The sequence below is a fragment of the Streptomyces sp. NPDC053474 genome (assembly GCF_044544845.1).
Classification (GTDB): Bacteria; Actinomycetota; Actinomycetes; order Streptomycetales; family Streptomycetaceae; genus Streptomyces.
In genome coordinates, this window is sequence record NZ_JBITXV010000003.1 from 145,069 (window position 1) to 159,107 (window position 14,039).

General features: G+C 72.1%; 15 protein-coding genes. 4 read left to right on the plus strand and 11 right to left on the minus strand.

Annotated features, from left to right (window positions below; translation table 11 throughout):
- Positions 1-16: 16 nt before the first annotated feature.
- The 3 genes from ACIG3E_RS07480 to ACIG3E_RS07490 all read left to right on the plus strand — a co-directional run bounded on the left by ACIG3E_RS07480 (position 17) and on the right by ACIG3E_RS07490 (position 2,894).
- On the plus strand, positions 17-1,102 hold the full coding sequence (locus ACIG3E_RS07480; RefSeq protein ID WP_399612465.1) for a M4 family metallopeptidase: 1,086 nt from the start codon (positions 17-19) through the stop codon (positions 1,100-1,102).
- Positions 1,103-1,172: 70 nt separating this feature from the next.
- A complete protein-coding gene (locus ACIG3E_RS07485; RefSeq protein WP_399612468.1) occupies positions 1,173-1,439 on the plus strand; it encodes a protealysin inhibitor emfourin in 267 nt (88 codons plus the stop codon).
- Positions 1,440-1,517: 78 nt separating this feature from the next.
- A complete protein-coding gene (locus ACIG3E_RS07490; protein WP_399612471.1) occupies positions 1,518-2,894 on the plus strand; it encodes a GH1 family beta-glucosidase in 1,377 nt (458 codons plus the stop codon).
- On the opposite strand, the gene era is transcribed toward ACIG3E_RS07490, so the two are convergent.
- The 3 genes from era to ACIG3E_RS07505 all read right to left on the minus strand — a co-directional run bounded on the left by era (position 2,891) and on the right by ACIG3E_RS07505 (position 5,292).
- Positions 2,891-3,853, minus strand: coding sequence for a GTPase Era (era, locus tag ACIG3E_RS07495; protein ID WP_366793482.1), 963 nt, complete (start codon positions 3,851-3,853; stop codon positions 2,891-2,893). The genes ACIG3E_RS07490 and era overlap by 4 nt on opposite strands.
- Positions 3,854-4,092: 239 nt before the next feature.
- Complete coding sequence (locus tag ACIG3E_RS07500) at positions 4,093-4,443, minus strand: cytidine deaminase (protein ID WP_399612473.1); 351 nt, start codon at positions 4,441-4,443, stop codon at positions 4,093-4,095.
- A 30-nt stretch (positions 4,444-4,473) separates the two neighbouring features.
- Positions 4,474-5,292, minus strand: a complete 819-nt coding sequence (locus tag ACIG3E_RS07505) for a helix-turn-helix transcriptional regulator (RefSeq protein WP_399613494.1) — start codon at positions 5,290-5,292, stop codon at positions 4,474-4,476.
- Between the two features lie 172 nt (positions 5,293-5,464).
- Here ACIG3E_RS07505 and ACIG3E_RS07510 point away from each other — a divergent pair, with 172 nt between their 5' ends.
- Complete coding sequence (locus tag ACIG3E_RS07510) at positions 5,465-6,937, plus strand: MFS transporter (RefSeq protein ID WP_399612476.1); 1,473 nt, start codon at positions 5,465-5,467, stop codon at positions 6,935-6,937.
- Here ACIG3E_RS07510 and ACIG3E_RS07515 read toward each other — a convergent pair.
- The 8 genes from ACIG3E_RS07515 to ACIG3E_RS07550 all read right to left on the minus strand — a co-directional run bounded on the left by ACIG3E_RS07515 (position 6,877) and on the right by ACIG3E_RS07550 (position 14,037).
- Positions 6,877-7,233 carry an MmcQ/YjbR family DNA-binding protein gene (locus ACIG3E_RS07515; RefSeq protein ID WP_399612479.1) on the minus strand — a complete coding sequence of 119 codons (357 nt, stop codon included), beginning with the start codon at positions 7,231-7,233 and terminating at the stop codon, positions 6,877-6,879. The two genes, ACIG3E_RS07510 and ACIG3E_RS07515, sit on opposite strands and share 61 nt — an antisense overlap.
- Complete coding sequence (locus ACIG3E_RS07520) at positions 7,230-8,528, minus strand: hemolysin family protein (RefSeq protein WP_399612481.1); 1,299 nt, start codon at positions 8,526-8,528, stop codon at positions 7,230-7,232. The genes ACIG3E_RS07515 and ACIG3E_RS07520 overlap by 4 nt, the downstream gene beginning before the upstream one ends.
- Before the next feature lie 4 nt (positions 8,529-8,532).
- On the minus strand, positions 8,533-9,030 hold the full coding sequence (gene ybeY, locus ACIG3E_RS07525; protein ID WP_138959660.1) for an rRNA maturation RNase YbeY: 498 nt from the start codon (positions 9,028-9,030) through the stop codon (positions 8,533-8,535).
- 13 nt (positions 9,031-9,043) lie between these two features.
- Complete coding sequence (locus tag ACIG3E_RS07530) at positions 9,044-10,096, minus strand: PhoH family protein (RefSeq protein WP_399612484.1); 1,053 nt, start codon at positions 10,094-10,096, stop codon at positions 9,044-9,046.
- Between the two features lie 135 nt (positions 10,097-10,231).
- Positions 10,232-11,404: a carbohydrate kinase family protein gene (locus ACIG3E_RS07535; protein ID WP_399612486.1), complete on the minus strand. Its 1,173-nt coding sequence runs from the start codon at positions 11,402-11,404 to the stop codon at positions 10,232-10,234.
- A 39-nt stretch (positions 11,405-11,443) separates the two neighbouring features.
- Positions 11,444-12,733: a glucarate dehydratase family protein gene (locus tag ACIG3E_RS07540; protein WP_399613497.1), complete on the minus strand. Its 1,290-nt coding sequence runs from the start codon at positions 12,731-12,733 to the stop codon at positions 11,444-11,446.
- Positions 12,734-12,800: 67 nt separating this feature from the next.
- A complete protein-coding gene (locus tag ACIG3E_RS07545) occupies positions 12,801-13,340 on the minus strand; it encodes a hypothetical protein (protein ID WP_399612488.1) in 540 nt (179 codons plus the stop codon).
- Between the two features lie 52 nt (positions 13,341-13,392).
- Positions 13,393-14,037 (minus strand): hypothetical protein, encoded by a 645-nt coding sequence (locus tag ACIG3E_RS07550; RefSeq protein ID WP_399612490.1) that lies wholly within the window; start codon positions 14,035-14,037, stop codon positions 13,393-13,395.
- Between the last annotated feature and the right edge of the window lie 2 nt (positions 14,038-14,039).

Below are 14,039 nucleotides of genomic sequence, written 5' to 3' on the forward strand. Positions count from 1 at the left end.
TGCCACATTGCCACGCATGACCGACAACCCAACGGGGAACCCGGAGAGGTTCGAGCCCGTCTTCTGCACCATCGTGCCGCCGTTCGTCCTGGACACCCTCGCCCAGAGCCAGGACCCCGCCCTCGCCGGACCGGCCCGCCGCACCCTCCAGCGGGACGCCTTCGAGCGCACCCAGCGCCGCCTGACCACCGTGATCGGCGCCCCGTCCGTCGCCGCGCCCAAGGGCGCGGAGGAGGGCAAGCCGCACCGCACCCTCTACGACGCCAAGCACCGCACCGAGCTGCCCGGCCGCAAGGTGCGCGGCGAGGGCGACAAGCCCGGCAAGGACGCGACCGTCAACCGCGCCTACGACGGCCTCGGCGCGACCTTCGAGGTGTTCTTCAAGCACTTCGAGCGCGACTCGATCGACGGCGGCGGCCTGCCGCTGAACGCCACCGTCCACTACGGCGAGGACTACGGGAACGCCTTCTGGAACGGCGAGCAGATGGTGTTCGGCGACGGGGACAGGGAGATCTTCCTCGACTTCACCATCCCCGTGGACGTGATCGGCCACGAGCTGACCCACGGCGTGGTCCAGTACACCGCCAACCTCACCTACTTCGGCCAGCCCGGCGCCCTCAACGAGTCCATGGCGGACGTCTTCGGCTCGCTGATCAAGCAGTACACCCTCGGCCAGACCGCCGCCGAGGCCGACTGGCTGATCGGCGCGGGCCTGCTCGCCGAGCGCGTCACCGGCACCGCGCTGCGCTCCATGAAGGCCCCGGGCACCGCGTACGACGACGACGTCCTCGGCAAGGACCCGCAGCCCGCCACCATGGACGGCTTCGTGCGCACCGGCCGCGACAACGGCGGCGTGCACATCAACTCGGGCATCCCGAACCACGCCTTCTACCTGCTCGCCCAGGCCCTCGGCGGGCACGCCTGGGAGCGGGCCGGACAGATCTGGTACGCCGTCCTGACCGGCGGCGAACTGGCCCAGGACGCGTCCTTCGCGGACTTCGCCAAGCTGACGGTCGCGGCCGCCCGCGCCAAGTACGGCGACGGCGAGGAGCTCAAGGCCGTCCTGGACGCCTGGGCGCAGGTGAAGGTGCCCGCCACCTGATCCGGCCGGAAGCCGTCGGGCCCGCCGGGGCCGCCTGGCGGGGCGCCCGGGCCTGGAGTAGACAGGACCCATGCTTATCCAGGTGAGGCGCACCGGAGGTTTCGGGGGCATCGAGCGGCACGCGGAGGTGGACACCACCGCGCGCGTGGACGCCCAGGAGTGGCACGCCCTGGCCGAGCGGGCCGTGGCCGACGGCCGGGGCGAGCCACCGATCGGCGTGCCCGACGGCTTCAGCTACCAGATCACCGTCGACGGACGCACCGTGTACTGCGCGGACCCGCGTCTGACCGAGGACCAGCGCCAGTTGATCACCCGGGTCCTGAAGGAGGGCGCGTAGGCGGCGAAGGGCCGCCGCAACGCCCGGTGCGCGCACGGGCGTTGACTTCCCTTCCGGCCGGTGCGGATGATCCCGCGCATGGCGACCATCCCTTCGGGCCCCCGGGCCCCGCTGCCCCCGTTCCCGCGCGACTTCCTGTGGGGCGTGGCCACGTCGGCCCACCAGATCGAGGGCGCCGCCGACGAGCGCGGCCCCTCGGTGTGGGACGCCTTCACGGCCCTGCCAGGGAACGTGAAGGACGGCACCACGGCCGCCGTGGCCTGCGACCACGTGCGCCGCTACCGCGAGGACGTGGCCCTCGTGCGCGACCTGGGCGTCGGCGCGTACCGCTTCTCGGTGTCCTGGCCGCGCGTGCTGCCCACGGGCACGGGCGCCGTCAGCGAGCGGGGCCTGGACTTCTACGACCGGCTCGTCGACGAGCTGTGCGCGGCGGGCGTGCGGCCCGTGCCGACGCTCTTCCACTGGGACACGCCGCTGGCCGTGGAGGAGGCGGGCGGCTGGCTCGCCCGCGCGACGGCCGAGCGCTTCGCGGAGTACGCGGCCGTGGTCGCGGCCCGCATCGGCGACCGCGTACGCAAGTGGATCACCCTGAACGAGCCCGCCGAGCACACCCTGCTCGGCCACGCCCTCGGCCAGCACGCGCCCGGCAAGCGGCTGCTCTTCGACGCCCTGCCCGCGGCCCACCACCAGCTCCTCGGCCACGGCCTCGCGGTGCGGGCGCTGCGCGCGGCGGGCGCCCGGGACGTGGGCATCGCGAACTCGCACGGGCCGACCTGGCCCGCCTCCGAGAGCCCCGCCGACCGCGAGGCCGCCGACTTCTACGACGTCCTGCTCAACCGGCTCTTCTCCGACCCGCTGCTCCTGGGCCGCTACCCCGAGGTCGTCATGGAGCTGCTCGCCGCCGACGTACCGGACCTCGCGGCGGACCTGGAGGTGATCGCCGAGCCGCTCGACTGGTACGGCGTGAACTTCTACCAGCCCACGAAGGTGGGCGCCCCCACCGAGCACGCCACGGCCTTCTCCGGCGTGACGCTGCCGCCCCAGCTGCCCTTCGCGCCCCGCGAGATCACCGGGCGCCCCTTGACCGACTTCGGCTGGCCGGTGGTCCCCGAGGCCCTCACCGAGCTGCTCCTGACCCTGCGCGAGCGCTACGGCGACCGGCTCCCGCCCCTGGTCATCACGGAGAACGGCTGCTCCTACGACGGCCTGGACGACCAGGACCGCATCACGTACCTGGACGGGCACCTGCGGGCCCTGCACCGGGCGATGACGGCCGGGGTCGACGTCCGGGGCTACTTCGTCTGGTCGCTCCTGGACAACTTCGAGTGGGCGGAGGGCCACCGCCAGCGGTTCGGCCTGGTCCACGTCGACTACGCCACGCAGCAGCGCACCCCGAAGGCGTCCTACCACTGGCTCAGGTCGGCTCTCGCCGGGCCGGAGGACCGGGCGGGCTAGAAGCCCAGGCGGCGGAGCTGCTTGGGGTCGCGCTGCCAGTCCTTGGCCACCTTCACGTGCAGGTCGAGGAAGACCGGCGTGCCGAGCAGCGCCTCGATCTGCTTGCGGGACTTGATGCCCACGTCCTTGAGCCGCTTGCCCTTGGGGCCGATGATGATGCCCTTCTGGCTCGACCGCTCGATGAACACGTTGGCGTGGATGTCCAGCAGGGGCTTGTCGGCGGGGCGCCCCTCGCGGGGGAGCATCTCCTCGACCACCACGGCGATGGAGTGCGGCAGCTCGTCCCGCACGCCCTCCAGGGCCGCCTCGCGGATCAGCTCGGCCACCATGACCTGCTCGGGCTCGTCCGTGAGGTCGCCCTCGGGGTAGAGCGCGGGGCCCTCCGGCAGCAGCGGCACCAGGAGGTCGGCGAGCAGGTCCACCTGCTTCTCGCCGACGGCGGAGACCGGCACGATCTCCTGCCACTGGAAGCCGAGCTCCTTGGCGAGCTGGTCGATCGCGATGAGCTGCTCGGCGAGCGCCTTGCTGTCGACCAGGTCGGTCTTGGTGACGATGGCGACCTTCGGCGCCTTCTTGATCGACGCCAGCTCCTTGGCGATGAACCGGTCGCCGGGCCCGATCTTCTGGTCCGCGGGCAGGCAGAAGCCGATCACGTCGACCTCGGCCCAGGTGGTGCGGACCACGTCGTTGAGCCGCTCGCCGAGGAGCGTGCGCGGCTTGTGCAGGCCGGGGGTGTCGACGAGGATCAGCTGCGCGTCGGGGCGGTGCACGATGCCGCGCACGGTGTGCCGGGTGGTCTGCGGCCGGTTCGAGGTGATGGCCACCTTCTTGCCGACCAGAGCGTTCGTCAGGGTCGACTTGCCCGCGTTCGGGCGGCCGACGAAGCAGGCGAAACCCGCACGGTGGTCGCTCCGCTGGGTCGGCTGGGGTGTCTGGGTTCGCACGCTCATGCCGCCCATTCTCCCTGATCTTTTCCGCCCGGGTCGCCTCGGGCGGCGCGGTCCCCCACCCACCCGCCCTTCCATCGCGCTGCGCGCTCGTCCTCAAACGCCGGACGGGCTGAATACCCACGGTCCGCACCGGAGAGTTTCAGCCCGTCCGGCGTTTGAGGACGAGGCGCGGAGCGCCGAAAAGGCGGGGGCGCGGGGGCGCAGCCCCCGGGATCGGGAAGGGGCGGGTCTGGGGCGCACCGCGAGGGTCAGGCCTTCGTGGTCAGGCGCAGCACCCCGTCCACCCCCGCCAGGAACACCGGCGTACCGGGCCCGCCCAGGTCCCGCACGGCGGCCAGGTCGGCGTCCGCGAGGCCCTCCGCGCCGGAGACGACGGCCGCCGCCTCCAGGGCCTCCGCCCCGGACGCCACGGCCATCGCCACAGCCGTACGCAGCGCGGACAGCTCCAGGGACGCCAGAGCGACCGTCCCGGCGACGTACGTGCGCCCGGTCTCGTCCCGCACGGCCGCCCCCTCCGGCACGCCGTTGCGGGCCCGCGCCGAACGCGCGAGGGTGACGATCTTCTGGTCCTCGGGGCCGAGGTCGGTGCGCTCAGTCATGGCACGAGCATAAGGAGGCGATCCCCCGGCTCAGCCGGCCACCCGGTACATGGCCCCGCGCCGCGCCTGGGGCGTGGCCAGCCACTCCAGCTTCGCCGCCGTGTCCGCGAGCGGCAGCGGCGTGTGCATGACGATCGTCAGGTCGGGCCGCGCGGGCACCTTCAGGGCGGTCGACTCCACGTGCAGGAGGCCCGCGAGGGGGTGGTCGATCTCCTTGTGGACGAGGCCCGCGGGGCGGATGTCCTGCCGCTCCCACAGCGTCGTGAACTCCTCGCTGACGGCGTGCAGCCGGTCGAGGAGTTCCTGGAAGCCCTCGTCGCCCGGGTTCTCGGAGCAGGCGGCGCGGAACTGCGCGACGAGCGTCGCCGCGTTCTCCTCCCAGCTGACGCTGCGCGAGCGGTACATGGGGTCCGTGAAGAAGTCGAGGATGCAGTTCTGCGTGGTCTCGGGGCGCATGCCGAGGACCATGGCGGCCGCCTCGTTGTAGACGACGCAGTTGTAGTAGCGGTCCATGATGTGCGCCGGGTACGGCATCCAGGTGTCGATGAGCCGCCGCAGGCCCTCGCTCATGTGCTCGGCGTCCCGCTCGGCCCGCGGCGCGGGCGGATTGAGGCCCGCGAGCACGTACAGATGGCGGCGCTCGGTGCCGGACAGCTTCAGGACGCGCGCCACGGAGTCCAGGACCTGCGGCGACACGGAGATGTCGCGGCCCTGCTCCAGCCACTGGTACCAGGACGCGCCGACGCCCGCGAGCACGGCGACCTCCTCGCGCCTGAGTCCCGGCGTGCGCCGCCGCCCGCCCTCGGGGAGTCCGGCCTCGGCCGGGCTCACCCGGGCGCGCCTGCTCATCAGGAAGTCGCGCAGCTCCACTCGGCGACGGGCCTTCGCCCCGTCGGTCCGCTCCCCGGTCCCCCTGGCCACCGTTCCCCCCGTCATCCGCCCGCCGATCTGCCTGGTGGTCGTACCACCAGCATAAGTTCCGGCTCCCCACGGCTATTCCGGCGGCCACAGGCTCGTGACCATGGCGACAGACACCTCCGTTCCCTCCCCCGCCGTGCCCGCGCCCGTCGCGGACGCGGCGCCCCCCAGGCTCTCCCGCCGCGACAAGCTCATCCTGTTCGTGCTGTGCGCCGCGCAGTTCATGGTGGCGCTGGACTTCTCCGTCCTGAACGTGGCGCTGCCCGTGCTCGGCGCGGACCTCGGCATGAGCCACACCGCGCTCCAGTGGGCCGTCACCGCCTTCGCGCTGCCGTCCGGCGGCTTCCTGCTGCTCTTCGGCCGCGTCGGCGACCTGTTCGGGCGGCGCAGGCTGTTCCTCGGCGGGCTCGCGCTGTTCGGCGCGGCCTCGCTGCTCGCCACCTTCGCCTGGGACCCGGCGTCGTTCCTCGCCGGGCGGGCGCTGCAAGGCGTGGGCGCCGCCGCGATCGTGCCGACCGGCATGTCGCTGCTCACCACGACGTTCCCGGAGGGCCCGCAGCGCGACCGGGCGCTCGGCATCTCCGGCACGCTCCTGTCCCTCGGCTTCACCGTCGGCATGGTGCTCGGCGGCGTCCTCACCGACACCCTCGGCTGGCGCTCCACGATGGGGCTGCTCACCGTCTTCGCGCTGATCGTGCTGCCGCTGGCGCCCGGTCTGCTGCCCGAGTCCCGCACGCCGGAGCGCCCGCGCCTGGACGTCCCCGGCGCGGTGACGGTCACCGGCGGTCTGCTCGCCCTGATCTACGCCCTGTCCACGGCCGCCGAGCGCGGCTTCGGCGGCGCCGACGTGCTGGTCGGCCTGGTCGCGGGCGTCGCCCTGCTGGCCGCCTTCGGGTACGTCGAGACGCGCGCGGCGGCGCCGCTGGTGTCCCTGCCGATGCTGCGCCGCCGCACGGTGGCGTGGGGCAACGTCGGCGGTCTCGTCACCTTCTCGATGATGTCGACGGTCGTCTTCGTCCTGACCCTCTACTTCCAGGACGTCCTTGACCTCTCCGCCTTCGAGACCGGCCTGGTCTTCGGTGTCCAGGGCGTCGTGTCGGTCTTCGCGGGCCTGCGCGCGCCGAAGGTCATCGGCCGCTTCGGGCCGCGCCGCACGCTGGTGGGCTCGCTGGTCGGCCAGGGCGTGTTCGTCGCGGCGCTCCTCGCGGTCGGCGAGGGCGCCTGGTCGGTGTGGCTCGCGACCGTGGCCGTGTCGGTGGCCAGCCTGTTCCACCTCGGCGCGATCGTCAGCTACGGCGTCACGGTCACCTCGGGCGTCCCCGACGAGGAGCAGGGCCTCGCCACCGGCCTGGTCACCTCCACCCAGCAGGTGGGCCTCACCGTGGGCATCCCGCTGCTCGGCGTCCTCGCGACGACGGGCGACGACCTCCTGTCGGGCACGCGGACGGTCCTGGCCATCGACGCCGCGATCGTCCTCGTCACGGCGGCCGTGCTGGCCAGGGCCCTGCTCCGGCGTCAGGGGCGGTCGAGCCGCAGTCGCTCGGCGCGCGGCAGGCCCGCCACCACCAGGTCGTAGGAGTCCTCGATCAGCTCGCGGACCAGCTGGTCGGGCAGGTCGGCGTCGGCCGTGACCGTGTTCCAGTGCCGCTTGTTCATGTGCCAGCCGGGCACGATGTCGGGGTACTGGGCCCGCAGTTGCGGGGCGATCTCGGGGTCGCACTTCAGGTTGACCGTCAGTGGCTCCCGGTCCAGGGCGCTCAGGGCGAACAGCTTGCCCGCCACCTTGAACACCGACGTCTCGGGGCCGAAGGGAAAGTCCTCGACCGCGTCGTTGAACGCCAGGCAGAACGTCCGCAGCTCCTGTGGGGTCACCGTCCGGTCTCCTCCCCGGAGCCGGTCCCCACCGGCTCCACAAGCACCGTCACGATCTTGTTGCGCCGCCCCGCCGCGGCCTCGGCGGTCAGCCGCAGCGCCCGCTCGTCCGGCAGCGTCACCACGGCCTTGGCACCGGCGATCGGCACCCGCCCGAGCTGCTTGGCGAGCAGCCCGCCGACGGTCTCCACGTCCTCGTCGTCGTACGCCTCCAGGCCGTACAGCTCGCCGAGGTCGCCGATGTCGAGGCGGGCGGTGACGCGGTAGGCGCCGCCGCCCAGGTCCTCGACGGGCGGCAGCTCCCGGTCGTACTCGTCGGTGATCTCGCCGACGATCTCCTCCAGGATGTCCTCGATGGTGACGATCCCGGCGGTGCCGCCGTACTCGTCGATGACGACGGCGACGTGGTTGCGCTCCTGCTGCATCTCGCGCAGCAGGTCGCCCGCGTTCTTGGTGTCGGGCACGAAGGTGGCGGGGCGCATGGCGGTGGACACCAGGTCGTTCTCGGCGTCGCGGTTGATGTGCGTCTTGCGGGCCAGGTCCTTCAGATAGACGATGCCGACCACGTCGTCCTCGCTCTCGCCGGTGACCGGGATGCGCGAGAAGCCGGAGCGCAGCGCGAGCGTCAGCGCCTGCCGGACGGTCTTGTAGCGCTCGATGGAGATCAAGTCGGTGCGCGGGACCATGACTTCGCGCACGAGCGTGTCACCCAGCTCGAAGACGGAGTGCACCATGCGGCGCTCCTCGTCCTCGATCAGGGACTCCTTCTCGGCCAGGTCGACCATGGCCCGCAGCTCGGCCTCGGAGGCGAAGGGGCCGCGCCTGAAGCCCTTGCCGGGCGTGAGCGCGTTGCCGATGAGGATGAGCAGGGGCGGCACGGGCCCCATGACGCGGGCCAGCGGGAGCAGCACGTACGCGGCGGCCGTGGCCGTGTTCAGCGGGTGCTGGCGGCCGATGGTGCGCGGGGACACGCCGACGGCCACGTACGAGACGAGGACCATGACGCCGATGGCGACGGCGAGGGCCTGCCAGGTCGCGTCGAACTCCTGGAGGCAGGCGTACGTCACGAGGGCCGCCGCCGCCATCTCGCAGCCGACGCGGACGAGCAGCGCCACGTTCAGATAGCGGGTCGGGTCGGCGGCGACCTGGGCGAGCTTCGCGCTGCCCCGCCGCCCGGAGCGGACGGCCTCCTCGGCGCGGAAGCTGGAGACGCGGGCGATGCCCGCCTCGGCGCAGGCGGCGAGCCAGGCCACCACGACCAGGGCGACGGCGCCCGCGATGAGCTGGAGGGACATGCGCTTACGAGACGGTCGGCGCCGGGGAGGGCCCGGTGAGGCCCTGCTCGGCCCGCCAGCCGTCGACGATGGCGGCCTGGAGGCCGAACATCTCGGCCTTCTCGTCCGGCTCCTCGTGGTCGTACCCGAGCAGGTGCAGGACGCCGTGGACGGTCAGGAGCTGGAGCTCCTCGTCCATGGAGTGGGCCGTGGGGGCCTCCTCGCCCTGCTTGAGGGCGACCTCGGGGCACAGCACGATGTCGCCGAGGAGCCCCTGCGGGGGCTCCTCGTCGTCCTTCATCGGCGGGCGCAGCTCGTCCATCGGGAAGGACATCACGTCCGTGGGGCCGGGCAGGTCCATCCACTGGATGTGCAGCTGCTCCATGGCGTCGGCGTCCACGACGATCACCGAGAGTTCGGAGAGCGGGTGGATCCGCATCCGCGCCAGCGCGTAGCGGGCGATGTCGAGGATCGCCTGCTCGTCGACCTCGGTGCCGGATTCGTTGTTGACGTCGATCGACATGGCGCTGTGTCTTCTACTTTCCTCTGGACCGGCCCTTGTGGGAGCCGTTCTCCGTGCCGTTCTCGCTGTCGTACTTCTCGTACGCGTCGACGATACGGCCGACCAGCTTGTGCCGGACGACATCGTGCGAGGTGAGCCGCGAGAAGTGCACGTCGTCGACGCCCTCCAGGATGTCCTGGACCTGGCGCAGGCCGGACTTCGTGCCGTTCGGCAGGTCGACCTGGGTGACGTCGCCCGTGATCACGATCTTGGATTCGAAGCCGAGCCGGGTGAGGAACATCTTCATCTGCTCGGGGCTCGTGTTCTGCGCCTCGTCCAGGATGATGAACGCGTCGTTCAGCGTCCGGCCGCGCATGTACGCCAGCGGGGCGACCTCGATGGTCCCGGCCGCCATCAGGCGCGGGATCGAGTCCGGGTCCAGCATGTCGTGCAGCGCGTCGTACAGCGGGCGGAGGTAGGGGTCGATCTTCTCGTACAGCGTGCCGGGCAGGAAGCCGAGGCGCTCGCCCGCCTCGACGGCGGGGCGGGTCAGGATGATGCGGTTGACCTGCTTGGACTGGAGGGCCTGGACGGCCTTGGCCATGGCCAGATAGGTCTTGCCGGTGCCCGCGGGGCCGATGCCGAAGACGATCGTGTGCTTGTCGATCGCGTCGACGTACCGCTTCTGGTTGAGCGTCTTGGGGCGGATGGTGCGCCCGCGCGAGGAGAGGATGTTCTGGGTGAGCACCTCGGCCGGGGTCTCGTCCGGTCCTTCGCCGGTCTCGCCCGCTCTGAGCATGGCGATCGAGCGTTCCACTGCGTCCTCCGTCATCGGCTGTCCGGTGCGGAGCACCAGCATCATCTCGTCGAACAGGCGCTGCACGAGGGCGACTTCACGGGCGTCCCCCACGGCGCTGATCTCATTGCCCCGGACGTGGATGTCGGCCGCCGGGAAGGCCTGCTCGATCACGCGTAGCAGTGCGTCTCCGGAGCCAAGGACGGTCACCATGGGGTGCTTGGCCGGGACCGTGAAGTGGGCTCGCGCCTGTGCCTGCGCAGGGGTCTGAGCTGTCGGTGTCTGAGTCATGGGCCGGCGCTTAAGGCCTGCACGTCCTCCTCGTCGCGGGGCGTCCCCCGCTCGGCGTCCTTCGTACTGCCAAGAGTACGACTCACCACGGACAACGCCGTAGGGCTTTTCCACGGCCCTTGGGTCCCCGGCGCCTCAGGCGGAGCGCCGGAAGCCGATGGTGGGCACGGCGCGCCGCAGCGGCCAGGGGCGCGCGGCGTCCGGGAGCAGCGCCTCCAGGAAGCCGTAGCGCTCCAGGGCCACGGGGTCCTGCTGGTCGAGCTCGCGCACGCGCCGCCACCAGGCGCCGATCTCCTCCCAGCCGGGCGCCGACAGGGAGCCCCCGAACTCCTGCACGGACAGCGCGGCCGTCAGTCCGGCGAAGGCGAGCCGGTCGGCGAGCGGCCAGTCGGCGAGGGTGCCGGTCACGAAGCCCGCGACGAACACGTCGCCCGCGCCGGTGGGGTCGAGCGCCTCCACCTCGATGGCGGGCACGGACGCGGTCTCGCCGGTGCGCCCGTCCACCGCGTACGCGCCCTCGGCGCCGAGGGTGACCACGGCGACCGGCACGTGCTCGGTCAGGGCGTGGGCGGCGGCGCGCGGGCAGGTGGTGCGGGTGTACCGCATCGCCTCCTCCGCGTTCGGCAGGAAGGCCTCGCAGTGCCGCAGGTCGGGCAGTTGTCCCAGGTCCCAACGGCCGGTGTCGTCCCAGCCGACGTCGGCGAAGATCGTCGTCCCGCGCCGCGCGGCGGACTCGATCCAGGGAGCGCGCGTGCCCGGGGTGAGGGAGGCGATGGCGGCTCGCGCGCGGGGCGGGCAGGCGGGGGCGCCGCCGTCCGGCGCGTGGGCGTCGGGCGGCGGCTCGTGGCCGTGGCTGACCATGGTCCGCTCACCCTCGTACGCCATGGAGACCGTCACCGGCGAGTGCCAGTCCGGCACGGTCCGTGAGGAGGTCAGGTCGATGCCCTCGCCCTGCTCCAGGGCGTCCCAGCAGTACTCGCCGTAGTGGTCGTCGCCGAAGGCGGCGGCGAGCGAGGTGCGCAGGCCGAGCCGGGCGAGCGCGGTCGCCATGTTGGCGACGCCGCCGGGGCTCGACCCCATGCCCCGGGCCCAGGACTCCGTGCCGCGCACGGGCGCGGAGTCGAGGCCCGTGAAGATGATGTCCAGGAACACGGTGCCGGTCAGATACACGTCGCAGGGCGGATCGCCCGCGCGCCGGGCCGACTTGAGCGGATCCACGGCGGTGGAGTCGGGCGCGGCGCGCGGGCGGTCCGGCGCCGCGGGCGTTCCGGTGGGTACGGCAGGTGGTACGGCAGGTGGTACGGCCATGGAGGCAACGTAACCGACGCGTCCGACAGGCAGGGTCCGCTACCAGCGCGGCACGGACGGAGTCACCCACTCCGGTTCTGCCCGCCGCAGGGCCGCCGCGTCGTCCCGGTCCCGCAGCTCGGCGAAGTCCTCGTCAAGCCACCGCCGGTGCAGCGCGTCGAGCCGGTCGCGGTCGATCTCCACGCCGAGCCCCGGGGCGTCGCTGACGGTGACGTGCCCCCGCTCGAACCGCGGCCGCTCGGTGAGCACGTCCTCGCTCTGCCACGGGTAGTGCGTGTCGCAGGCGTGCCGCAGGCCGGGCACGGTGGCCGCGACGTGCGTCATGGCGGCGAGGCTGATCCCCAGGTGCGTGTTGGAGTGCATGGAGACGTCCACGCCGAACGTCCGGCACACGGCGGCCAGTTCCCGCGTCCGCCGCAGCCCGCCCCAGTAGTGGTGGTCGCTGAGCACCACGCGCACGGCCCGCCGCGCGAAGGCCTCGGGTATCTCCTCGAAGGTCGTCACGCACATGTTGGTGGCGAGCGGCACGGGGGTCCGCGCGGCGACCTCGGCCATGGCGGCGGTGCCGAGGGCCGGGTCCTCCAGGTACTCCAGGACGTCCGCGAGCTCCTCGGCGACCTTGAGGGAAGTCTCCACGGACCACGCCCCGTTGGGGTCGAGCCTGAGCGGCGCGCCCGGGAAGGCCTCAGCGAGCGCCCTGATGGCGGCGGCCTCCTCCTCCGGCGGGAACACACCGCCCTTGAGCTTGAACGACCGGAACCCGTACCGCTCGGCGAACGCCCGCGCCTGCGCGACGATGCCCTCCGGGTCGAGCGCGGGGCCCCAGTCGTCCGCTTCGGCGGCCACGCCCTTTGGATGCGCGGCGTACTTGTAGAACAGATAGCCGCTGTACTCCACGGAGTCCCGCACCTTGCCGCCGAGCAGCGCGTGCACGGGCAGGCCGAGCGCCTTGCCGAGGGCGTCCAGGCACGCCACCTCGAACCCCGACACCACGGAGAGGCGCAGCTTGTCCGCGGTCTGCGTGCCGCGCAGGCCGCCGACGTCCAGGGCGGCGTCGACCCGCCGCCCATCCACGGCGATGCCGTCCGCCAGTGTGAACAGCCCGTTGAGGTCCCCCACCCCCCGCCCCACCAGCTCCGCGGCCAGCGGCCCGGCCAGCTCCAGATACTTCCCGTCGCCGTACGTCTCCCCCGCGCCGACCGTGCCGTCCTCCGTCTCCACCTCGATGATCAGGCGTGGCGTGTACGGCTGGTGCAGGCCCTGGGTGTTCAGGAGCGGGGGGTCGGCGACGAGCACGGGGGTGAGCCGCACATCGGTGACGGTGAGCATGGCGCCTCCGGCGGGGTGAACGCTGTCCATGTATGAGAACGCACCCTAGGGAGGGGCTCCCCTGGCGTCAATGCCAGTGCAAGGTCCCGGCCACGGTGTCGAACAGCTCGACCATCTTCGGCGCGAGGGCCTCCATGGGCGTGGAGAAGGTGAGGGTGAGCCAGGTCTGGCTCGCCGGGACCGGCACGTTGTAGACCACGGTGGTGGTGGCGAGGGTGCTACCCATCAGCCGCCCCGGGTCCGCCGCCTCGGCACGCCCCTCCCGCACGGCCTCACCCGCGCCCGCCAGCTCCACGACCTCGGCGTCGCCCGGGAGCCGCCGGGCCAGGTCGTACGCCGTGCGGCAGCCGGGCCAGGCCTCGGGGGCGAGGCTCACCAGGAGGGAGGAGGCCAGGGGCACGCCGCCCAGCCCCAGCAGCGACAGATAGAGCTCCACCCCACCCACCCGCCCGGCCCTCTTGACTTCCTCCCGCAACTCCCGCACCAGCCGCTCCTTGACCAACGGCACATGATCGACCCCGCCGAACTGCCGCCCCACGAGCGCGACGAGGGCGCGGTCGCGCGCTTTTGGAGGGTTGAGGGGGAGCTGGAACCACCCCTCAGGCACGAGAATGCCGTACTCGACAGGCGGGGCGGCCCGATGGGCTTGCGAGGACATGTCAGGCCTCACCCCGAGCCGTGGCATTCCGCTCATCGAAGTCCGAGGGAACGGGCACGAGGCGGATGGTGGACATGAGTTTGTCGGCGAGGTGTGTGACTTCGTCGGACCGGTCGAGCGAGAGCCAGTCCACATTGAGGACGAAGATCTCTTCCTGTCCTGTCGGCCAGACCGCGTACCGCAGAGTCTCCGACAGTCGACGGCCAAAGCCGAAGCGGCGCTTTTCCTCCAGTACCGCTTGGATGCGCAGCGCAGGGCCAATTGGCAGCCCTAGATCAGACATTACGGGAGTGCTCTTCGGTTTGGCGTCGCCCCAGTCCAGCAGTCGGGAGCGCCATTCGTCGGGAGTCGGCCTGGGCACCCCGTCCTCGCCATAACTGCTGGCCACCAGCTCCGCCAGGCGCTGGCCGCCCACCGTATACATGGCGCAGGCCAGTACAGGGCCCTCGGCGTTCAGGTTGAGCGCCAACTGCGTGAGCTCGCGCTGCAAGGCAGCTTTCCCCACCATCAGTTCCAGCGGATTGAACTGTTCGACGAGCTCGGCCGCGATCCGCTCCGCTTCCGCCCACGACCCCTCGTACAGCGTCAGCCCCAGCCAGTCGTCGCCGAAGTCGAAATCGATGACGTAGTCCTCATCAGGCCCCATGA